The sequence below is a fragment of the Microbulbifer variabilis ATCC 700307 genome (genome assembly GCF_000380565.1).
In the GTDB taxonomy this organism is placed as follows: domain Bacteria; phylum Pseudomonadota; class Gammaproteobacteria; order Pseudomonadales; family Cellvibrionaceae; genus Microbulbifer; species Microbulbifer variabilis.
Genome location: NZ_AQYJ01000028.1, coordinates 625,994 through 649,463, shown reverse-complemented (window position 1 = coordinate 649,463; position 23,470 = coordinate 625,994). Strand labels below are relative to the sequence as shown.

General features: G+C 48.1%; 17 protein-coding genes and 1 pseudogene. 12 read left to right on the top strand and 6 right to left on the bottom strand.

Features of this window, described 5'->3' with window-relative positions:
- The 5 genes and pseudogenes from G367_RS24265 to G367_RS0118585 form a co-directional block, all read right to left on the bottom strand.
- A pseudogene (locus G367_RS24265) lies at positions 1–563 on the bottom strand (hypothetical protein); the annotation flags it as partial.
- A gap of 419 nt (positions 564–982) precedes the next feature.
- Complete coding sequence (locus tag G367_RS0118600) at positions 983–1,360, bottom strand: hypothetical protein (RefSeq protein WP_020414677.1); 378 nt, start codon at positions 1,358–1,360, stop codon at positions 983–985.
- 2 nt (positions 1,361–1,362) lie between these two features.
- A complete protein-coding gene (locus tag G367_RS0118595; protein WP_020414676.1) occupies positions 1,363–2,964 on the bottom strand; it encodes a S41 family peptidase in 1,602 nt (533 codons plus the stop codon).
- Between the two features lie 213 nt (positions 2,965–3,177).
- Positions 3,178–4,569, bottom strand: a complete 1,392-nt coding sequence (gene pntB / locus G367_RS0118590; RefSeq protein ID WP_020414675.1) for a Re/Si-specific NAD(P)(+) transhydrogenase subunit beta — start codon at positions 4,567–4,569, stop codon at positions 3,178–3,180.
- A 15-nt stretch (positions 4,570–4,584) separates the two neighbouring features.
- Entirely contained in the window at positions 4,585–6,135 is a 1,551-nt protein-coding gene (locus G367_RS0118585; RefSeq protein WP_020414674.1) for a Re/Si-specific NAD(P)(+) transhydrogenase subunit alpha, read from the bottom strand.
- A 781-nt stretch (positions 6,136–6,916) separates the two neighbouring features.
- Between G367_RS0118585 and G367_RS0118580 the strand changes: the two genes are divergently transcribed.
- From G367_RS0118580 to G367_RS0118530, 10 genes are all read left to right on the top strand, one after another.
- Complete coding sequence (locus tag G367_RS0118580; protein ID WP_026305250.1) at positions 6,917–7,504, top strand: ANTAR domain-containing response regulator; 588 nt, start codon at positions 6,917–6,919, stop codon at positions 7,502–7,504.
- Between the two features lie 7 nt (positions 7,505–7,511).
- Entirely contained in the window at positions 7,512–8,576 is a 1,065-nt protein-coding gene (locus G367_RS0118575; RefSeq protein ID WP_020414671.1) for a CmpA/NrtA family ABC transporter substrate-binding protein, read from the top strand.
- Positions 8,577–8,757: 181 nt separating this feature from the next.
- Complete coding sequence (locus tag G367_RS0118570) at positions 8,758–10,221, top strand: NarK family nitrate/nitrite MFS transporter (protein WP_020414670.1); 1,464 nt, start codon at positions 8,758–8,760, stop codon at positions 10,219–10,221.
- Positions 10,211–11,992 carry a bifunctional protein-serine/threonine kinase/phosphatase gene (locus G367_RS0118565; RefSeq protein ID WP_020414669.1) on the top strand — a complete coding sequence of 594 codons (1,782 nt, stop codon included), beginning with the start codon at positions 10,211–10,213 and terminating at the stop codon, positions 11,990–11,992. The genes G367_RS0118570 and G367_RS0118565 overlap by 11 nt, the downstream gene beginning before the upstream one ends.
- 268 nt (positions 11,993–12,260) lie before the next feature.
- On the top strand, positions 12,261–14,798 hold the full coding sequence (gene nirB, locus G367_RS0118560) for a nitrite reductase large subunit NirB (protein WP_020414667.1): 2,538 nt from the start codon (positions 12,261–12,263) through the stop codon (positions 14,796–14,798).
- An 85-nt stretch (positions 14,799–14,883) separates the two neighbouring features.
- Positions 14,884–15,330, top strand: a complete 447-nt coding sequence (gene nirD, locus G367_RS0118555; RefSeq protein ID WP_020414666.1) for a nitrite reductase small subunit NirD — start codon at positions 14,884–14,886, stop codon at positions 15,328–15,330.
- Positions 15,330–18,098: a nitrate reductase gene (locus G367_RS0118550; protein WP_020414665.1), complete on the top strand. Its 2,769-nt coding sequence runs from the start codon at positions 15,330–15,332 to the stop codon at positions 18,096–18,098. Before nirD ends, G367_RS0118550 begins: the two co-directional genes overlap by 1 nt.
- 241 nt (positions 18,099–18,339) lie before the next feature.
- The gene (locus G367_RS0118545) at positions 18,340–18,747 is read left to right on the top strand and encodes a VOC family protein (protein WP_020414664.1); all 408 of its coding nucleotides are present in this window, start codon (positions 18,340–18,342) and stop codon (positions 18,745–18,747) included.
- A 538-nt stretch (positions 18,748–19,285) separates the two neighbouring features.
- Positions 19,286–19,996, top strand: a complete 711-nt coding sequence (locus G367_RS0118540; protein ID WP_020414663.1) for a LysE family translocator — start codon at positions 19,286–19,288, stop codon at positions 19,994–19,996.
- A gap of 695 nt (positions 19,997–20,691) precedes the next feature.
- On the top strand, positions 20,692–21,417 hold the full coding sequence (locus G367_RS0118530; protein ID WP_020414661.1) for a dienelactone hydrolase family protein: 726 nt from the start codon (positions 20,692–20,694) through the stop codon (positions 21,415–21,417).
- A gap of 60 nt (positions 21,418–21,477) precedes the next feature.
- Here G367_RS0118530 and soxR read toward each other — a convergent pair whose 3' ends face one another.
- Complete coding sequence (soxR, locus tag G367_RS0118525) at positions 21,478–21,963, bottom strand: redox-sensitive transcriptional activator SoxR (protein WP_020414660.1); 486 nt, start codon at positions 21,961–21,963, stop codon at positions 21,478–21,480.
- Positions 21,964–22,050: 87 nt separating this feature from the next.
- On the opposite strand from soxR, the gene G367_RS0118520 reads away from it, so the two are divergent.
- Complete coding sequence (locus tag G367_RS0118520; RefSeq protein ID WP_020414659.1) at positions 22,051–22,239, top strand: hypothetical protein; 189 nt, start codon at positions 22,051–22,053, stop codon at positions 22,237–22,239.
- Entirely contained in the window at positions 22,236–23,459 is a 1,224-nt protein-coding gene (locus G367_RS0118515; protein ID WP_020414658.1) for an MFS transporter, read from the top strand. The genes G367_RS0118520 and G367_RS0118515 overlap by 4 nt, the downstream gene beginning before the upstream one ends.
- The last annotated feature ends 11 nt before the right edge of the window (positions 23,460–23,470 follow it).

Sequence of the window (23,470 nt, the reverse complement as noted above, 5' to 3'; positions counted from 1 at the left end):
AATTCCGGCAGGCCATCGCCGTCATGATCAAAACGATAAGCGGCATTTAGCGGTGCGATATCTTCGCCATCTTTAATACCGTCAAAGTCACTGTCACTGAGATCTATTCGGGTGCCTGCTTGGTATTCCTGCAAATTGGTGAGACCATCAAAATCATTATCCTGAGTTGCATCTTGAGCATCGTCATCATTCAAACCACGGCTGACTTCCCAGGAGGCGGGGATGCCGTCACCGTCATGATCCCAGTTCTTATTTGGGTCTAGTGGCCATAAATCCAAACCATCTGGCACACCATCAAAATCGGTGTCTTCTTTTCTTGGGTTGGTCCTAAGTTGGAACTCAGCCAAATTGGAGAGCGTATCCATATCCAAACTAGTAAGGGCATCATCTGCTGAGTAAATATTCAACCCATAAGCGCTCTCCCAGTAATCAGGCATGCCATCCATATCAGAGTCAAAACTATCGGCATAAGACCAACTACTGAAGACTGACGCAGTGAAAAGTAAAGAAAAGGAACAAGATACAGAGAATGGTACAAAACGATTCAGATCGCGACGGCGCATGGCTTCCAGCCCCCGATTATTTAAGCCTTATTTCACCTAGCAATTCCCAACAGGTGAACATCCAGATTGAAGTTTGGCGCCAATATATCTCAATCTAAAATATAAAAATACCATTTAGCTTGCACAAAATAAAATCAAATTAATAGATTTATACCAATTTGAAAGAAAAATCCTAGAATTTCAATAACTGCAGGGCAGAAAATAAGAGGCAAATTGTTAAGCGCCCCAAGAATTCAAACCAGTTGCTTTCTTATAAAAATAGCGAAAGAAAGGAAAACGGAAAACGGAAAACGGAAAACGGAAAACGGAAAACGGAAAAGAAAATATATTTTCAGAGGAGTAGAAAAGCACTATTGATTACTGGGTGCACAATATAGAAAATTGAGAAGGCTATACCTCATTGCCTTCTTCATTTACAGCTATTGAATATTACTTTTTAACTTACAAGAAACTTGTAATTCCCATAGTTTTCCATCAGTAAGACGCTCCAGCAAGCATCTATCTCCATCAGAAACAAGCTGAAATTTAGTTGGCCGGCTATACTCACGACCAATACTTCTCATTTGCTTACGGCCAGGCTCAACAACCAGCAAGCTTTCATAAGTAAGCGCCTCAACTCCAACAGTTACCTGTATACCTCCCATAGCCTGAGAAACAACTCGCTGTAGTTCACTGTGCGCTTGTGGACTCATCTCATCAATCAGAGCGGGTTGAAGGCTTTCAGATACCCGCTGAACTCCACAACCTAAGCATACTAGAGCGATTAATAGTAACTTTGTTGTAATCAAGGCTTTCACTTTTACCTCACCATAATACGGTTACTGCGAGAAATCTCTTTTGGTACACTTACATTTGATTCAAGTAATCGATTGCTTGTACCAAATTCAGAGAACGCTTTCACCGCAACATCACCGCAGTCACCGCCCTCAATATAATTAAGCGCTGCAGCAAATCGCGCCTCATTCACATCCCCCAATAAATGATCAAAATCGTCGTCCACCTCACAACCTGGTAAATCTGCTTCAGTACCAAATGGGCCATTAGGAACAAATCCATCCGAATATTCACCAAATCCCTTGGCATTGGCACCAGAAAACTGGATTGTGAAATAAGTAGTGCCACAATTATCTAGGGGATAAAAACCGTAAGGCTTACCACAGGTGGTCTCACCGATCTGGATTACTTCCACATCCACTCCCCGCAATCCATTAATAATGGCTTCACTGGCTGAACATGTATTACCACTAGTCAAAACAAATAATCGCGGGAGATTCAGGGTCGGGAGCGGATATCCTTTTAAGGAATCATCAGCAAGTCCCAAAGCAGAAGTATGAAATGGAGTTGGATCAAGAGGTGCCCCAGTAACTGGGTTTATTTCTGGGTGTTGATCATTGAACTGCATATGTTCAAATGATTGCCCAACACTATTATCGCCAGCAATCATATAGGCTAATTCAGCCGCAATATCCAGGTAGCCTCCACCGTTGTAGCGAAGATCCAAAATCAGATCATCAATACCTTCAGATTCAAGCTCAGTAATCGCATCAATCAATTCTCCCTCTGCCTTGGCAATATGGTCATTAAACAGCATATAACCCACTTTACGATCAGAGTCAGTGGTTTCCACCTTCACATGCTGCACGGGATCTGACTCAACCTCGGCCGATACTAAAGTAACTGTCACAGGGTCAGAGGCACCCAAAGGTAGTATTTTAAACTCGTGAGACTCACCTGATTTAGCGGGCCACATGCCTTCATTCAATGTATCGACATCGCTACCATTAGCCAAGTCAACGCCGTCAACACTAATAACTTCAGCGCCGCGAGTAATGGCATCCGGCAGGCTGCTATCTTCCTGATCAAGGTAAGCAACTAGCGCTTTGCGTGGCGGTTCGCTCGATATCAATGCCCATTGCACACCATAGCCAATATATATCCCGGACTCGCTTTGAGATAGCCATTCATTCGTCGGCTCAGTGAAGTGAAAACGATCTTTTTCTCGGCCAGAGGGGGTTAAAGCGAATGTTCGCAACTCCTCAAAATAAGTCAGAGAGCTATCAAATCTCGCAGGATCCTTATCTTCGATTTCGTCATACCAAAGATAGAGTTCATTACTCATTGAACGCAGCCAGTTATTTTCATCCTGGCGTGTGCCCAATACATCAGCATAAGCAGATCCGGTTATAGGATCAGTGCCACTACGCGGTGAAACACAACGGTCGGTGAAAGTTGAGACTGGCAGAAAATTACCCTTTTCCCAGGAGCCACCAACAGGAGTAGGGTTCTCCACGCCAGTAGCCCCCCCTTCCGAGTCACTACTCCCACTTCCACAAGCCGCAAGCCCAAAGGCTCCAAGGGCAATAGCTCCCACCAAGGCCAATTTATGCAAATGGATTCCCATCCCCAGACTCCCACTTATTATTTTTCGTGAAGATATGCAAAGGACTGGAGGTTATCATTAATCAGTAAGCCGAGCGATAGCCTAATTATTACTGAAAATAAATAGCTTTCCGTGAGAAAAGAGGCTTGGAGGTACTGTAGTCCCTGGACACCAGTCCTCCAAGCCGGAGGGATTTTTTACGCTTTCCTAAAGCCGGCCAACAACGAATCAGGATTAGTCACTGACCCTGCCTAGCACGCCTTGAAGACTGTCTTTCGCATCCCCAAAAAGCATTCGTGCGTTTTCTTTATAAAAGAGTGGATTGGCAACCCCCGCATACCCCGATGCCATAGAGCGTTTTAGTACAACAACTCTGTGAGCTTTCCATACTTCTAGCACCGGCATACCGGCTATGGGAGAACCCGGCTTTTCTACCGCATCTGGGTTTACGGTGTCGTTAGCACCTATAACCAGTACCAGATCAGTACTGGGGAAATCCGGATTGATCTCATCCATTTCCAGCACTATGTCATAGGGCACATTGGCCTCAGCGAGAAGAACATTCATATGGCCAGGCAGGCGTCCCGCGACAGGGTGAATACCAAAGCGTACCATTTTACCCATGCCGCGCAGGCGATCGGTCAAGTCACTGACTGCTTGTTGCGCATGGGCAACAGCCATTCCGAACCCAGGCACGATGATAATACTATCAGCGGCCTTGAGTTCCTCGGCAAGCTCTTGCTGGTCAATCGCAATAACCTCACCATCAACCTCCTCATCGGAAACTTCACCACCATCTGAACCAAATCCACCGAGAATCACACTGATAAAGGAGCGGTTCATACCACGACACATAATATAGCTGAGTATCGCACCGGAAGAGCCAACCAGAGCCCCCACTACAATCAGCAGGTCATTGCCCAACATGAACCCCGTCGCAGCTGCGGCCCACCCTGAGTAGCTGTTCAGCATGGAAATAACCACTGGCATGTCGGCACCGCCAATCGCCGCCACAAGGTGAATGCCCAATAGCAACGCAATAGCAGTCATCAGGAGGAGATTTATAACCGTCCCCGCATGTACATCTGCAGGTACAAATAAAATCCCCAATACAATACAGGCCAGGATTGCAATTAAGTTCAACCAGTGACGAGCTGGCAGCATTAATGGCTTGCCGGAAACTAATCCCTGCAACTTACAGAAGGCAACCAAAGAACCAGTGAGAGTTATCGCACCGATAAAAACACCGAGATAAATTTCAGTGCTGTGTACAACATGAGCAGCACCGTGCAGAGTAATTCGAGGATCAAGGAAGCCCCCCCAACCAATCAACACTGCAGCGAGGCCAACAAAGCTATGCAGCAATGCCACCATTTGCGGCATTTGAGTCATGGCGACACGCCTGGCCAGGGAGAGCCCTATCACAGCTCCTACAACCATTGCGATAGCCACCATCCAATAAGCTCCGGTAGCCACGCCTGAGATTGTGGCAATTATGGCAACTGCCATGCCCACCATGCCATAAATATTTCCGCGACGAGCTGTCTCATGGCTTGACAAGCCTCCGAGACTTAAAATAAACATCACCGCAGAGAAGAGATAAGCCATTGCAATCATACCGTTCATTACACTCTCCCTCCCTTACCGGCGAAACATTTTCAGCATACGGTAGGTCACAAAGAATCCACCGAATATATTAATACTGGCAACCAGTACACCAATAAATGCGAGCAAAGTTACCAAACCAGAACCAGTAACTCCGAGCTGTACCAGCGCCCCGACAATTACGATTCCAGAAATTGCATTGGTCACACTCATCAGAGGCGTATGTAATGCATGAGTGACATTCCAGATTACTTGCCAACCGACAAAAACTGCCAGTACAAAAACAGTAAAGTGGGAAACAAAATCAGGTGGAGCAACCCGCCCCAACCAAAGGAGTAAAACAGCGGCAACGGCCCAAAAAATAAAGATAGACAGAGGCGACCTTCGTTTTTCAGCCTTCTCCTCAGTAATCACCTTCACTTGTTCAGCAGCTTTACTGGCTGCTTTTGGCTGTGCAGAAATTTTAGGTGCAGGAGGTGGCCAGGTAATTTCTCCAGACTTAACCACTGTTGCACCACGGATAACTTCATCATCAAAATTTAGGTTTATGGTCCCGTCTTTCTCTGGAGTCAATTCTCCAATCAGGTGAGCAAGGTTGGTTGAATACAATCTGGAGGACTGAGCTGCGGCACGACTAGGCAAATTGGTATACCCAATAATAGTGACACCACTCCTCTCAATCTTTTCATGCGGCACTGTATAATCACAATTTCCACCCATTTCCGCTGCCAAATCCACTACCACCGATCCTTTCGACATGCTGTCAACCATATCGGCAAGCCATAGTTTCGGCGCTGGCTTACCAGGTATCAAAGCAGTGGTAATAACAATGTCCACATCCTTGGCCTGCTCCCGAAATAGAGCCATTTCAGCCTCGATAAACTCCTTGGACATTTCCTTGGCATATCCGCCAGAGCCAGAACCTTCCTCCTCTATTTCAACAGTCAGGAACTCCGCTCCCATAGACTCAACCTGCTCACGCACTTCTGCACGGGTATCGAAAGCACGCACTATCGCTCCCATACTTTTTGCTGTTCCAATAGCAGAGAGACCAGCAACTCCGGCTCCAATAACGAGTACTTTTGCAGGGGGGATTTTTCCCGCAGCGGTAATCTGCCCGGTAAAGAAGCGTCCGAAGTTATGTGCGGCTTCGATGACCGCTCGATAACCGGCAATATTGGCCATGGAGCTAAGAGCATCCATCTTTTGTGCGCGGGAGATTCTTGGGACTGATTCAATGGCCAGGGCGTTAATATTTCGTTCAGAAAGTTTCTGCAGAAGCTCAGCATTTTGCGCTGGCTTCAGAAAGGCAATCAATGTAGCCCCCTCGGGAATAAGAGCCAGCTCAGCATCACTAGGTGCTTGTACCTTTAAAACTACTCCGGCACCTGCCAGACACTGTTGCATATCCTCGCGAATTTCTGCACCGGCTTCAGCATAAGCTTCATCAGTAAAGCTGGCCTTTTCGCCGGCCCCCTTCTCCACCGCTATAGAAAATCCCATATCGCGCAAACGCTTTACGCTATCAGGAGTTGCCGCAACACGAGTTTCCCCCTCTGCGGTCTCTCTAGGTATGGCTATTATCACCGCCGTGCCCCTCTTAGTTAGTATTATGAACTTACAGCTACATCTACCTCAAAAAGTATTGGACTGCCCAATTTATAAACAACTCGAGTGTAAACCTCGCAACAAGGGATGAAAAGAGGAATAGTCTGATAGCGGTAATTGGCGAAATTTATAAGACTATTAATTGGAATGGCCGTGTGAAAGAGATAACCACTAAACAATAAACCGTCTCAACTGAAACTGTATTTAATCAACGGCAACTCCCAGGCTCCCCTTGGGACAATCTACTTAGTTTTGTGTGGATAAAAAATAACCCATATGCACATCAAAATTTCCTTCCCTTATTCAGATCCTGGCTATGAAGCCCTAAGATGGCTTTTGCAATGACCGTCCTTAAGACAAATTAGACTTTAGCGACTATTTAAAATAGAAAAATTTACAATTCAAAACTATAAGAATTAGCCGATTTTTATCTGTATGCCATCTAATACTGGGACGGATATCCTTGTAAATATGCATGGAGGTTACAGAAAACCAATAATAAGAAAATTTTAGAATATAACTTTCAGCCATCGAAACTAATCACGGTTTTATGCAGGCTATTTCGAATAAAGCCCCCCACTTGTGCAAGAAATGCAATATACGCAGAATATCGCACCAGGAACTAGCAGTAACAGCCACTCTAACTTCATGGAAATAGAAGAAGATATTTTGTTTATCCCCCCTTGCACGCTTGGCATAACTATTGATTGACACTTGGATAAGTGTAAAGAAATCATTTAACGAGTGCCGCAGTAATACAGTGACTAACGCAAGCCCCGCCATCATGCTGGTCGATGACCATTCCGAGCGTGCTCACCTTGTTTGTGAGCGATTACGCGCAGCCGGGTACACTGTTGTTGCCCAGATTAATAGTGCTGAGGGATTACTTTTCCAGGTAGAGAAATATCGCCCCGATGTAGTGCTGATCGATATTGAATCCCCAGACAGGGACATTCTTGAAAGCCTGGCAATTGTCAATCGTGAAGCGCCGACCCCCGTAGCCATGTTCTCCAGTAGTGGCAATGCCGAGTTCATCAGTCGTGCCGTCGAGTCCGGAGTGAGCGCCTATATGGCCGAGGGCATTACGGCAGAGAAGGTAACACCAGCCATAGAAATAGCCATGGCGCAATTTAGAAATTTCCAGCAACTGCGCCAATCCCTGGAACGAACCCAACAACAGCTAACAGAGAGAAAAGCCATAGAGCGGGCCAAGGGATTATTGATGGCCAAGAAAAAACTCAGCGAGGAAGACGCACATAAAACGCTGCGCAATCTTGCTATGAGCAGTAACTCCACCATGCGTGCAGTTGCCGAACAAATTATCCACTATTTCCAGAGCGAGCATTAACTTACCGATGTCACTATCTCTGCGCCCGGAAAAGACTTCAATAAAATTGTTATACCTGCGCCTGACCGACAGTGCGCCCTTAATTATCGCCAAGGAGAAGGGCTACTTTCATCAGCTTGGCCTGGATGTGCAGCTACACAGGGAAACCTCCTGGGCAACCCTGCGTGACAAGCTGATCGGACGTAAAGCAGACGCTGCTGCTATGCTAGCGCCGATGCCGCTGGCACTGAAGCAGGCTCTGCCAAACTGTCGGGAACAGCTCTTAAGCGGGCTTATCCTTAGCTGTAACGGCAATGCCATTACCTTATCGGAAGACCTTTTCCATCGCTTGCAAAACTATATCAGCGGCAGTTCACAAGCTGATATCGCCGCGGCACTCAAGCGGTACCTACTGAATAATGCAGGCTCCACCCCGGTGAGGCTCGCTACGGTATACCCTTTTTCCAGTCACAGTTTACAGTTGCGACACTGGCTGCGCTCAGCAAATATTGACCCAGACAGGGAAATACAGTTGGTAGTGCTGCCCCCGGAGCAGATGCTGCAGAACCTTCATAGTGGTGTTATCGATGGCTATTGTGTGGGTGAGCCCTGGAATACCCTCGCCGCTCACAAAGGAGCCGGTGCAATCATCACAGCCTGTAACAGCCTACTGCCAGCTATGCCGGAAAAAGTCCTGGCAGTTACTAAAAGCTGGCATGAAGCTCATCCCGCCACACACCTGGCTTTACGCGCTGCATTACTTCAAGCCTGCACTTGGCTTGCCGCACGGGGAAACCGTCGTATAGCTGCAGGTCTGCTATCACAGAAACAGTATCTTGACTTACCCGAAACACTAATTCAGCTCTCACTCAGTGATCAAATCCTGTTCCGCAGGGATGCAGCGATCATTGCCAATCCAGGCTGGCACCTCTTCGCCCACAAGGACAATGTTAGTGGCCGACCTTGCGCAGACAAGGCAAGTCAGCTGTTGGAGATGTGCAAGGGCTTTAGTGAAGTATCCCCCCAGGCAGAGAAGGCCTTTAGAGCCGACCTCTACCGGCAAACCGTGGACTTTCTCCTCTCAAAAAAATAGTGGCACATTAATTGAATGGAAATATTTCGATGATGCAATTGCCTTCCCTCTGGCGCATCAGCACGGTGAAGTGGTTATTCGCCGAAAATCACGGGCAACGAAGTCCATCGACTACAGTCTACCGGCTGTGGCTATGGGCTTTTTTTTGTGCCTGCGGAATTAGCAAATAAAGGAAATGCGCATGTCCAGTGATACACTCAATCTATTCTCGTTCCGCGGGAAGATAAAAATCCTTCACCTTACCTGGGTGGCTTTTTTTATCACCTTCTTTGCCTGGTTTAACCATGCTCCCCTATTAATGGCAATTGCCAAGAGCTTATCGCTTAGTCCGGATCAAGTTAAAACCCTACTGATCCTAAATGTGGCTCTGACTATTCCTGCTCGCATCGTAATAGGAATGCTGACAGATAAATATGGTCCACGGCTCACCTACTCTCTCCTGCTGGCGATTGGTAGCGTGCCTTGTTTTATTTTTGCCCTGGCAGACAATTTTGTGCAGGCGGCAATAGGCCGCTTCCTGCTCGGGTTTATTGGTGCGGGGTTCGTGGTCGGCATTCGCATGGTATCGGAGTGGTTCCCAGCCCGCCAACTGGGAACTGCCGAAGGCATTTATGGGGGCTGGGGTAACTTTGGCTCCGCTGCCGCAGCTATGTCCCTACCAACCATTGCACTGTTTTTTGGAGGCGATGATGGTTGGCGCTACGCCATTGGCCTTACAGGAGTGATTGCGCTTGTATACAGCGTGATTTACTACTTCTCGGTTACCGACACCCCCAAGGGGTCTACCTATTTTAAACCAAAGAAAATTGGTGCAATGGAAGTTACCAGCACTGGGGATTTTGTCCTCTTGTTGGTGATGAAAGTACCTATGTATGCAGCTCTGGCACTGCTCACCTGGAAACTATCCAGCGGAGTCAACTTAATATCCAGTCTCACTGCAAATCTGATTTATTGCGGACTGGTAGTACTTTATCTATTGGACGCACGAAAAACCTACAGTATTAATCGGGAGGTACTCAGTAACCCTCCTGCACCTGTGCACCGTTATAAATTCAAGCAGGTCGCTGTTTTGAACCTACTCTACTTTGCAACATTCGGTTCTGAGCTGGCCGTGGTCTCCATGTTACCCCTGTTCTTCTCCGAGACTTTTACCCTGGATCCGGTAAAGGCTGGCTTATTGGCTTCCGCCTACGCTTTTATGAACCTGATGTCGCGCCCAGCGGGAGGACTGATCAGTGATCGCTGGGGACGTAAGCCCACTCTGCTGATACTGACTGCAGGCCTCGCTTTGGGTTACTTCGCCATGAGTTTGATCGATGCAGAATGGCCACTGTACCTGGCCGTTGCGGCTGCTATGGCCTGTTCCTTCTTCGTACAGGCTGGTGAAGGGGCCGTATTCGCTGTTGTTCCTCTAATCAAGCGTCGACTTACCGGGCAGATCGCCGGAATGACAGGGGCTTATGGCAATGTGGGAGCAGTGTTCTACCTTACAGTGCTAAGCATGGTGTCCTACCAGACTTTCTTCCTGGTCATCTGCGCCACGGCAGTACTCGGTTTTACTGCCCTGTTAATGCTGGAAGAACCAGAAGGGCAAATGGCGGAAGTACTTCCCGATGGCAGCGTATCCATGATCGATGTCGCATGACAGCGGTATAAAAATAACTGCGGGACTGAAAGGTGACAGTCCCGCTACCACAAACTGTGGGCAGGGCAATTACTATGGTGCCTTGCAGCTGTTTAGTGCCTCCTGTGCCGGTCTTCGGCAGCATAATGATGACGCCTGCGCGGTCAGGCTTCCGGAAGGAGCCGAGCTACAGCGCCACGGCAGCCTCGCAGCGCTCGCTGATGGAGTTGCCAATGCAGAGGCTGGCGGCGAGGCAGCTCGAGCCGCTATCAATGGTTTTTTTTCTGACTACTACAGTACTCCGGAAACCTGGTCGACCAAACACGCCGTCGCACGTGTATTACATTCCCTCAACAGCTGGCTTTTCCGTCAGAGTGGCGGCAGCACTGAAATCCAGCGAGGATGGCTGACTACTTTCTCCGCCGTTATATTCAAAGGTACCAGCGCTCACCTGGTACATATTGGAGACTCTAGAATTTATCGTCTGAGAAATAGCAGACTGGAATACCTTAGCCGTGATCACAGCCATACCCTTGGCCCGGGGCGTACCTTTCTAAGTCGCGCATTGGGTATGGATGCGCATATTGACGTGGACTACCGCTGTGAAGCTTTACAAGCAGGTGATGTTTTCCTGCTCAGTAGTGATGGTATCCACGATTTCCTACAGGAAGATACTATTAAGGCGCTGCTGCAGAATTTCTGTGCCTACACTCCGCAACAACTAATTGATACAGCCTTACAAGCAGGATCCACAGACAACTTAAGCGCAATAGTTTGCAGGGTAAACTCCGTTGGCCTACCCGAGTGTGATGAATTGGCAATGCGCAATCGAGAACTGCCATTTGCGCCGGACCTGCGCCCGGGACAGAAACTCGATAACTTTCAAATTCTACAGGAACTGCACGCCAGCAATCGCAGCCACCTGTATTTGGCACGAGACCAGAACACAGACAAACTCCGAGTAATTAAAACCCCTTCGGTCAATTTTTGTGATGATCCCCTATATATCGAGCGTTTTGTTGCCGAGGAATGGACCGGACGACGAATAACTCACCCTGGAATTATTAAAGTTTTCGCTCCCAACAAAGAGCGGCGTTGTCTTTACCATATTCTCGAATATATTGAAGGCCAGACTTTACGGCAGTGGATGCAATTAAACCCACAACCACAAATCCCCCAGGTACGGGATATCCTCGGGCAACTGGTCAGTGCTCTGCGAAGCCTGCAGCGCATGGAAATCGTTCACGGCGATCTCAAACCAGAAAATATTATGATGCGCAATGACGGGCGCCTCGTAATTATTGATCTGGGTGGTGCTGATGGTCCCGGACTCAGAGAACAATTACACTTATCCGGCGAATGTGCCCCCGGTAGCAAGAATTACACAGCACCGGAGTTCTTTTTTGGTGATAGCGCCAGTCACCGCTCAGATATATTTTCCCTCGGAGTAATCACCTATGAACTTCTCACCGGTAAATATCCCTATCCAGAGCGTCTCGGCAATTATCACTACCATCTGAAAAGTTACAGCCAGATGCAATTTACCAGGGCTTCCCGGTATCGGGACGATATTCCGCACTGGATAGATGGAGCTTTACACAAAGCCTGTGCAGCAGATCCAAAGAAACGCTACATCGCACTATCGGAATTTATCCAGGATTTGCAGGTTCCAAATCCAGAATTCAAGTTGCCAAATAAGCGCCCACTCCTGGAACGCAATCCTCTGCTGTGTTGGCAGTTACTGGCTCTATTATTACTGCTCTCACATCTGCTCTATTTCTTCTGGCTCTAGCACACAGGATTTGAATAAGCACTTTCAATGCGCAAGAAAATTGCCGCATGCACTAATTTGTCGCAGATATCGTAGACAATCGAGCCAAAACGCTACCATTTCTATAAATAAAGTTGGCATGGAGATTGAATGTATTTAATTACCAACAAAATACTCCCCTATTTCGAGGCAACGGCGCCTGTACTCTTCGGCAGAAGAGGAGGCGCCCTTGCTGCTTTTCCTGGGCCTGCCCCTGCCGAACAAACAAATTGAGACGGCAGGAATGTAAATGAGAGTAAATACAGAGAAACAAAAGCTGATCGTGATTGGCAACGGTATGGTGGGACACCATTTCCTTGAACAGCTGGCCAATCATCAAAAATCCACAAGTTTTGAAATTTCCATTTTCTGTGCAGAACCAAGGCCAGCCTATGATCGGGTTCATCTGTCTGAATATTTTTCTGGTCTCAGTACAGAAGACCTGGCTATGGGTAAAACTGAGCAATACCAGCAATGGGGATTTGAGCTTCTGCTCAACGACCGGGTTGAGGAGATTGATAGAAAAAATAAAATGGTCTCCGCTGCCAGCGGCATCACTCGTTCCTACGACCAGCTAATACTCGCCACCGGCTCCTATCCATTTGTGCCGCCAATTCCGGGCCATCAGCACGAGCGCTGTTTCGTCTACCGGACCATCGAAGACTTGGATGCAATCCGCTCTGCTGCCGTGAATGCCAAAACAGGTGTTGTAGTTGGCGGCGGCCTGCTCGGCCTTGAGGCTGCCAATGCATTAAAGACTCTGGGGCTCGAAGCTCATGTAGTGGAGTTTGCACCGGGGTTAATGGCCACCCAGCTCGATGACGGCGGTTCAACACTGTTACGCAATAAAATTGAAGACCTGGGGGTCCAGGTGCATACCAGTACAGCCACCGAACTCATTGAAGAAGTGGATGGTCGCCTGTGTATGCAATTTAAAGGGGATAGGAAACTTATCACCGATATGATTGTATTCTCCGCCGGTATTCGCCCCCAAGACTCACTCGCAAAATCTTCGGGCCTACAAACCGGAGAGCGAGGCGGCATAGTTATTGACAGCAGTTGCCGAACCTCGGACCCGGATATTTTTGCTATCGGTGAATGCGCCCTGTACGAAAATCAAATATTTGGTCTAGTCGCGCCGGGATATAGTATGGCGCGTACAGCTGTTGCCCAGCTGGTTGGAGAAGAGGAAAATTTCACCGGCGCCGATATGAGTACCAAACTCAAGCTTCTCGGGGTTCAGGTAGGTTCTATTGGTGACGCCCATGGACGCAGTGACGGTGCTGCCGCTATCACTTTCGTCGATGAGCAGAGCGGCATCTATAAACGCATGATTACCGATAGCACCGGGAAACAATTACTCGGCGCCGTAATGGTTGGCGATACCAGTGAATATGATAGCCTGCTGCAATATCACCTGAATAATATCGAGTTGCCCGAACACCCGGAGCAACTAATTTTACCTGCAGCAGAAGGTGCAACTCCTACCCTGGGTGCAGCAGCCCTTCCAGCAACCGCTACAGTGTGTTCCTGTCATAATGTGAGTAAGGGCCAGATCGTCGATGTTATTGCCGGAGGTTGCCACTCCCTAGCTGAAGTCAAGGAAGTAACCAAGGCTTCCACTGGTTGTGGTGGCTGCACCGCCTTGCTGAAGGATATTGTTGACGACGAGCTGGCCGCACTGGGCATGGAAGTAAACAATCATCTCTGCGCTCACTTCCCCTTCTCACGCCAGGAGTTATTTCACATTATTCAGGTGGAGGAAATTAAAACCTTTGCCGGACTGCTGGAAAGACATGGCAACGGTCATGGCTGTGAGGTCTGTAAACCCACCGTAGCCTCCATACTCGCCTCTTTATGGAATGAGCATATTCTCGAGCAGTCCCATGTCGGACTGCAGGATACCAATGACACTTTTATGGCGAATATGCAGAAAAATGGCAGCTACTCAGTAGTGCCTCGTATTCCCGGTGGTGAAATTACGCCAGAAAAGTTGATTGTTATTGGTGAAGTCGCTAAACGCTATAACCTCTATACAAAAATTACCGGTGGTCAGCGTATCGATCTATTTGGTGCGAGGCTGGAGCAACTACCGGAAATCTGGAGCGAACTGATTGACGCAGGCTTTGAAACCGGCCATGCCTACGGAAAGTCTCTGCGTACAGTCAAATCCTGTGTCGGCAGTACCTGGTGTCGCTTCGGAGTGCAAGACAGTGTTTCCATGGCTCTGCTTGTGGAAAATCGCTATAAGGGCCTTCGCTCACCACACAAAATTAAAATGGCGGTATCGGGTTGCACCCGTGAATGTGCTGAAGCGCAGAGCAAAGATGTGGGAGTAATCGCCACCGAAAAAGGTTGGAACCTTTTTGTCTGTGGGAATGGAGGCATGCGCCCTCGCCATGCAGATTTATTTGCCACCGATCTGGATAGCGAAACCCTGATCCGTTATATCGACCGATTTTTAATGTTTTACGTACGTACTGCCGATAAATTACAGCGCACATCAGTATGGCTCGAAAATCTCGACGGCGGTCTCGATTACCTGCGTGAAGTCATTATTGATGACAAGCTGGATATCTGTGTGGAGCTGGAGGCGCAGATGAAACGTGTAGTCAATACCTACCAGTGTGAATGGAAAACTGCGGTCAACGATCCCGAAAAGCTCAAACGTTTTCGCCAGTTTGTCAATAGTGACCAATCAGATGAAAAAATAATTTTTGTCAAAGAGCGTGGTCAGCCACGACCGGCAACTGTGGAAGAAATTGTGGAAACCGCAGAGTCCGCATGACACCAACCCGGCAGCTTAACCCACCGGCCCGCAAATGATGAAGACTTCACTTTTTAACCTCTTAAAGTCTTGAAAGGAAATTATTATGAGCTTAGCCGCACTGCAACAAAGCAACACAAATTCAATTGCCATAACCCACCCCCAATGGTTACCAATCTGTCAGCGATCAGATCTGGTGAATAACTCAGGGGTGTGTGCCCTTTGGGGTGATACCTCTGTATATCCTACGGAGATGTTCAGTAGAGCCAATAAAATTATTGAACAGAGAAGTATCGCCCTATTTTTTTTACCCGATCAGGAGCAACAGCTTTATGCCGTTGACAACTGGGACCCGATCGCACAAGCTGGCGTAATTGCAAGAGGAATTATTGCGGAAATGGAGGGGGAATTGACTGTTGCTTCCCCACTTTATAAACACCACTTCCGCCTAAGCGATGGAGTCTGCATGGAAGATAGCAATATCAGGCTTGCCACCTACCCACTGGCACTTTATGAGGATAAGGTTTACATCGGCTGCAATAAGATACAGTAATGGCAGTAACGGAATTTTTGAGCGCGCGCCGCTCCTGCACTACCTGCCCCTATTGCGGCGTAGGCTGTGGAGTAACGGTCGACAAGGAAGAGCGCGCGGACACTACGGCTATAAAAGTCAGTGGCGATACCCAACATCCCGCTAATTTTGGCAAACTTTGTGTCAAAGGCGCCGCGCTTGGGGAAACCCTCGGTGAACGTGGTAGGCTGCTACGTCCTCGCTTGCACGGAAAGGAGTGTGACTGGGATAGTGCCATGTCCTATCTGGCCGATAGCTTTGCGCAAAATATCCGTGAATATGGTCCAGACTCCGTAGCCTTTTATCTCTCCGGGCAGCTACTTACCGAAGATTACTATGTTGCCAATAAACTGATGAAGGGATTTATTGGCAGCGCTAATATCGATACCAATTCACGTCTGTGCATGTCCTCAGCAGTTGTCGGGTATAAACGTGCATTTGGAGCAGACGCCGTACCTTGCTGCTACGGTGACCTGGAACACGCAGACCTTATTATATTAATTGGCTCCAATGCCGCCTGGACCCATCCAATCCTTTTCCAGCGCATGCAGGCAGGCAGTGCAAAACTGGTCGTCATAGACCCTCGTGCGAGTGCTACCAGTGAAATGGCCGACCTACACCTCGCTATTATTCCAGGCAGTGATGCATCCCTGTTTAACGGCTTGCTTAATTTCCTCGCACAGCACAATCAACTTGATCATCAATATATTCAGCAACACACTCAGGGCTTTGAGGATACCCTCGTCGCAGCTCAGCACTGGTCTCTTCAACAAACCGCGCTGGCCTGTGGAATATCTACAGAAAAATTACAGGCATTCTTTCAGCTGTTTGCCGAAACAGAAAAAACAATCAGCTTTTATTCCCAGGGTATCAACCAATCCAGCAGTGGTAGCGATAAAAACAACGCTATCATCAATTGTCACCTGGCTACAGGGCGCATTGGAAAAACGGGAACGGGCCCTTTCTCAATCACGGGACAACCCAATGCCATGGGGGGGCGTGAAGTGGGTGGCCTTGCGAATATGCTCGCTGCCCATATGGAATTCGATATGGATGCCATTGATCGGGTAGGCCGTTTCTGGTGCGCTCCGCAGGTCGCACTGACTCCCGGATTAAAAGCAGTAGATATGTTCCGCGCAGTGGAAAGTGGGCAGATTAAGGCCATCTGGATTATGGCCACCAATCCTGCAGTGAGCATGCCAGAGGCAGACCGAGTGGCAGAAGCGCTGCGCAAGTGTCGGCTGGTAGTTGTTTCCGATTGTATTGCCGATACAGATACCGCACGGTGTGCCGATGTACTGTTACCAGCTACTAGCTGGGGAGAGAAAAATGGCACGGTTACCAATGCAGAACGGCGTATCTCCCGGCAAAGGCCCTTCCAGGAACCAAGCGGAGAGGCTCGGCATGACTGGCAGGCCATTTGTGACTTGGCAGGTCGTCTGGGATTCGAGGATCAATTCAGCTATTCACATCCCGCAGATATTTTCCGCGAGCACGCTCAATTATCCGGCTTTGAAAATAACGGTAGCCGAGCCTTTGATATTTCCCTCTTTGGGAATATCCAACGCAGTGACTACGACAAGCTACAACCGGTGCAGTGGCCGGTCAATACTGCAAACCCCAACGGCAGTGCACGCTTGTTTGGAGATGGAAGATTTTTTACCGAAAGCGGACGCGCTAATTTTATTCCTATCACACCCCGCTCTCCCCAGCAGCAAATTAATAAGGCCTACCCATTGTGGCTCAATAGCGGACGCATACGTGACCAGTGGCATACCATGACCCGCACCGGCCGCTCACGCAAGCTGCTCGACCACAGCGAAATTGCTGAGGTTCAGATCAATCCGAGAGATGCCAGGGAATACGGTGTTGACGAGGGAGCCCTGGTAGAGCTGCGCAGTGCGCAGGGCAGAATGTGCGGACGCGCAGCGCTAAATGCCGCACAAAAACATGGAGAGTTATTTGCGCCCATCCACTGGAGCCAAACTCTTGCGCAGGAGTCCAAAGTCAGCGCCCTTACCGAAGCAGTTGTAGATCCCCTATCAGGCCAACCCGAGTTCAAACAGGTACCAGTTCAACTACAGCCCCTCGAATGCCACAGTTATGCCACCCTGATCTGCCCTGATCCAGTAGCCAAAAGTCTATGGCAGTGGTTACAAACACATAACGACAGCAACCTCCTGCACTGGTACAGAGTGCCTTGTGATGGTGGTTATCGCTTTGAGCTGGCTCTGTGCCATCCCCTGGATGGCCGCAAGTTAGGTGCAATGCTATTGCAAGATATCCCCGATATTCACTGGCAACAGGTCGAGACGTTAAAGAGTCAGCGCTGGCTGGCCTATAACGATGAATTCCAACTACTGATTATTGCTAATAACGACTGGCACAACCTACCGGATCGACGGACTCTAGAGCGCTATTTGCAACTCGATATGCCCCAAATTCCAGCTCAACTGCTACACCCTATCCCAGCCGGTGTGCGTATGGTCTGCACCTGTATGCAGATTTCCCGGCCGCAGATCGAGCAAGCAATTGGAAATGGCATCCACTCCGTAGAAGCGCTAGGTCATGCACTCGGGTGTGGAACCCGCTGCGGTTCTTGTAAACCGGAAATATCTGCCCTGATCCGCACAGCGCGGGAAAGTGGTGTTTCCGGACAGGCAGTAGCCGCTACGATGGAGACCGAAGTGGTTAAGTCTGCCAAAAATAAGCACAAAGAACTTAAAGAAAACTACGCAGCTGGCGCCTAGGAAGTCCTTTTGAATTAACAGAAGGGTCCAATTCATCCCCGCAATATCCCCAAGACAATAACTATCTGTGGATGAAATTATTTCCTTTAGAGGCTGACCTGCCGATTTAGAGCAGAAAGGCCTCTATTATGGCGTTGCAAGGGCCCTCTCAAGTTAATATCAACTTTATTCCCTCTACAATTAAGGCCGATATATCTAGCGCGTCATAGCGAAGCTTTTCAATCAAGCACACGGGGTTTCCATGTTCAAAATCGACCATATTGATCACGTGGTTTTACGCGTAAAATCACTAAGCGCTATGCGCGATTTTTATGAAGGAATCCTCGGCTGCAAGATGGAGCGGGAAAATGAAGACCTCGGGCTTTACCAGATGCGAGCCGGCAACTGCCTGATTGACCTGGTTCCGGTAGACCACTCCATTGGTTTAGCGGGAGGCTCAGCCCCAGGAAAAGAGGGACGTAATATGCATCACTTCTGCTTGCGTGTTGATCCTTTTAACCCAAGGGAAATTCACAAATACATGAGTGAAAATAATGTCGAAGCCTCCCCAGTAGAGCAGCGCTACGGAGCCGAAGGCATGGGGCCATCAATCTATATTTCAGATCCCGAGCACAATGTTATAGAGCTTAAGGGCCCGCCAACCACTTAGGGAACCCCGAAACAGCTTGATAATTTTCCAGTCCCGAAGAACAGAAATGTAAAAAACCTGAGATGGCTGATTACTCAGCCAATGAAGATTTTTTAGCAGCTTTCACGGATGGAATAGCAGCATTAAAGAAAAGCCCCTGGAGTATCCCGACATTTTAATCACAAACCACCTATCAAGCTCATTAAAAGCAGTATAACTACATTTTTTTGAAAAAAAGTCATTTAGGGAGCGGCAATTATTCTAGCCAGCTATTGATATACCAAAATCCTGAGTTAGTATCGCAACACAAAATATGATTATCACACAAAGACCACATACAATAGTGCACGCTGGCGAATGGAAATATTGAGCCTCCTATTCAATAATTGATGGCGCCCTGAGCATTAATAAGAGTGTTCACATCTATGGCTTAATATACTTGGGACGATTAGAGGATTATATCTTTATTACGCATCCCGAAAGGCCAAATTAAAGCCCATCATTTCAATATGGAATTCTTTCCTATAGAAAAAAATGATTTAACTCACTTTGACCATTTATGAAAAAGCTGTTTTCAATCAACTTGCATGCAGCCCCAAAAAGGCTTTTACTGACGGATATCAATAATTATCAACAGGGAAGCTATATGTCTTTACTTTTAGCTATGTTCGGATTTTCTCTGGCCATGTCGATCACGCCGGGGCCAGTCAACATGGTAATTATTTCTTCCGGCGTCAATTATGGTTTTGGCCGGACAATGCCATTTGTTTCAGGAGCAACAATAGGATTTACCCTCTTATTGGCAGCCATTGGCTTCGGTTTTTATCAATTACTGGCTGTTTATCCCCAGTTTTTACGATATCTGGCCATACTGGGTTCGGCTTATGTGATATATATCGGTTATAAGATAGCAACGGCTTCTGATGCAACTATTGATATTGCAGAGCAGACTAAACCGAGATTCCATGAAGGATTTTTGTTGCAATGGCTTAACCCTAAAGCGTGGGTAGCCTGCATATCTGGAGTTGCACTATTCTCGAGTGCAGAAAGCCACTCCAGTTTAATGACCTTTGTACTAATCTACTTCCTCGTATGCTATACATCTTTGGCAATCTGGGCTCTGGCAGGAGATAGAGCTCGATTACTACTAGGCACCGAACACCGGGTAAAAGTATTTAACGGTATTATGGGGGGACTTCTGATCCTTTGTGCGCTCTATCTCTTGTATACACAGCTCCTAACTGGACAATCCGGGCTCACCAATTTATAGAACTCTTCTATTTTTGCCTTTAACCCCACTAATTTAGTGCAGGGTTATTTAAAAAATTTTGGCCGACCAAAACTATGCATATCAAAAAATGCTTTCATTATATATCGCCATTGACAACCTTATATAATTTAGTTAGCGCTTCTAGCAATTTTTCTTGCTTAATTTCTGCTAGAAGCCCGTCTCTGAACTCACTATTTAAGAATAGCATCCAAATTCAGTATTAAATGAAATGATTTTATTGCTTTGCAGATGACGTAACTAAATATAATGTTTAAGTTCAACAAACGATAGGACTGTGCAATTGGACGCCAAGTAGATAATTTTGGCCTCTATCAGCTCTACACTTGTGTATGTCTGATTGATTTTGTGCCAGTGAATCAACCACTTGGCCTAAAAAGTGCGGCTACTCTGGGTGCTGGAATATGCAATTTACCTTCTTGCAGATCCTTTTTATCCTGGTACCACTCAACAATTTTTGCAATAAAATAACATTCAATCCTCATCTGTAGAGAAAAACTATGATACCGAGGATATGGGTTTTTCAGTATATTTTAATAATCTTGAAGTCAACATTACTAAATTGAAGGCGTTGATTGGCAAAATTATTTAATCAATTATCTCCCATAGAAACTTTGAGATTCAGACATTTTTATCAAGTAAGCTTACAATTTTCTCACAATTCAGGCCCTGAGATTATGGAAAATGAAGTCATAGATTATACGGTAAATGGTGATTCCTTTACCGGTTACCTCGCGTGGGACAGCGGTATTAACGAAAAGCGCCCCGGAGTCATTCTGGTACATGAGTGGTGGGGACATAATGCCTTTGTGAGGGAACAGGCAGACCGGCTGGCCGAACTTGGATACTACGCTTTTGCAGTGGACATGTTCGGTACCGGCAAACAAACCGATGACCCTGCCGAGGCGCAGAAATTCCATGATGAGGCCCTCAAAAGCCCCGTGGTTCTGGAAGCGCGTTTTCGTACAGCACTTTCGCTATTACAACAACACGCCGGTGTTGATCCCAATCGCATTGCTGCACAGGGATATTGTTTTGGTGGCGGCGTGGTATTAGCTATGGCACGCCTCGGCCTCGAGTTGCGTGGTGCCGTCAGCTTTCACGGTGCCCTGACCAGCGATGTTGTCGCGAAAAAAGGCAAGATCCAGGCCGAAATACAGGTCTATACCGGCGGTGCCGATGCCATGATTCCGCCCCAACAGGTCGGTGCTTTTGTTGAAGAGATGCAAGAAGCGGGAGCCAAGCTGACACTGGTGAGTTATCCAGGTGTACTGCACGGATTTACCAATCCCGCCGCAACTGAGCGAGGCGAGAAGTTCGGCCTACCACTCGCGTATAACCAGGAAGCGGCAATGGATTCCTGGCAGGGCGCCCTGGATTTCTACCAAAAAATCTTCAACTGACAAGGTTTGTGCCCGGTAAATTTACTACCGGGCACAAATCGCCTTTTAAATTTCAGAACTCTAATCTTCACTCAGATAGAGAGCACCTCTACCCTGCTCTGCCGCCTGGTCCCCTGGGTTGCGTAACGGGCAGTTATCCATAGAAAGGCACCCACAGCCTATACAACCTTCCAACCGATCGCGCAGCTGGGTCAGCTGGCGAATACGCTGGTCGAGGTCCTCACGCCAGCCTGCCGAGAGCTTGGCCCAATCTTTAGCTGTCGGCGTGCGTCCATTCGGAAGGGTTGCCAACGCCTGACGGATTTCGGCCAGTGGGATACCGGTACTCTGTGCCACCTTGATAATGGCCACACGCCGCAATACATCGCGGGAGTAGCGCCGTTGGTTACCACTGGTGCGCCAACTGCTAATCAGCCCCTTACTCTCATAAAAGTGCAGAGCGCTTACCGCTACATCACAGCGCTCTGCCACCTCTCCAACAGTCAACTCACGCCGGATACTTTGCCCCGGTTGGATAGCAGCTTTGTCATTTTTCGCCTTAGTCACCTAAAGGCCTCCCAAAACCATTGACCTCAATATTACTTGAGGTTTTACACTGCGCCGCGATCCAATGCAAGTAAAGGAAGGAAAGTGATGAACTGGAATCGTAAACAACCGAATCCGACTCTCCAGACACAGTCAGCACCGGGCTTCTTTCAACTGATGGTGGCAGCACAGAGCCTGAGCATCAGCCTGGTCAAAGAAACCAAGCAGCAAGAAAGTCCATCGGCTGCCAATACCGGGATCGGGTTGAATGCCTGCAAGGTCGGGGGCCAGTCATGAAAACTGTTGCTGCGAGTGCAGTACCTGGTAATTTTACGGTTCCCACACCCCAGCGGCTGACGTTATTGTGCCTCGCAGCACTCACAATTATGTCCGGCGCTACTGTGGCGCCATCCCTGCCGGCCCTGGAAAACTATTTTTCCCAACACCCAGATAGTGCGCTGCTGAGCCGGCTGGTTTTGAGTTTGCCCGCCCTGATGATCGCCATATTTGCACCTCTGGCCGGGATTATCTCAGACCGCTACGGAAGGCGCAGACTACTGCTATTGGCGGTAGGTCTGTATGGCTTTGCCGGGACTTCCGCTTTATTGCAAAACAGTCTGGAAGGAATTCTCGCCAGCCGCATTCTTCTGGGGGTGGCCGTAGCCGGCACAATGACCTCTGTCACTGCCTTGGTAGGAGATTATTTCACCCCCAGAGAGAGGCAGGTTTACATGGGGCAGCAAGGCGCTTTTATCAGCCTCGGGGGAGTTGTCTGTCTACTGGCCGGGGGATTACTCGCAGATCTGCATTGGCGTGGCCCTTTTGCCATTTACGGGGTTGCGCTGCTGTTGATTCCCGCGGTGCTGATCTACCTTCCTGAACCCAAACGCAGCTATACACTCAAAAAATCAAAAAGCATTGCAGAAAAAAAAATCTACTGGCTGGGATTCTCCGCCTTGCTCGGTGCTGCCATGCTGAACAGCCTGGCTTTTTTCCTGATCCCAACACAGCTGCCTTTCCTGCTGCAAGAGATCGGTGCCAGCTCTCCCAGTCAAGCCGGAGTAGCCATTGCTGCGGGTAATCTAATGGGCGCTCTCGCTTCGCTGACTCTGTTCCCACGTGCACACAAAATTTTTGGCAAATTTGGAATTTTCGCCTTCAGTTTTACCGTTATGGCCACCGGCATGGGGTTGATTTCCATAGCAGAATCTTTCTCTGGAATCATTATCGCCATGGCAATCTACGGTAGTGGTATGGGAACACTCATACCACATATTTTTTCTACAGGGTTGGAGTCAGCTACAGAAAATATGCGCGGGCGCATTTCGGGAGCGCTGACCGCCAGTGTATTTATTGGGCAATTTTTATCTCCTTTTCTCAGTCAGCCATGGGTTAATCACTTTGGTCTTGCAAGTGCCTTCTCTACAGTGGCTCTAGGGCTATTGTTACTGGCAGTTATAGCCCTGATAACCCACTGGCTTAAAACAAAAACATCCACTGAAATTAAATTGCGGTAGGATGTAGACCC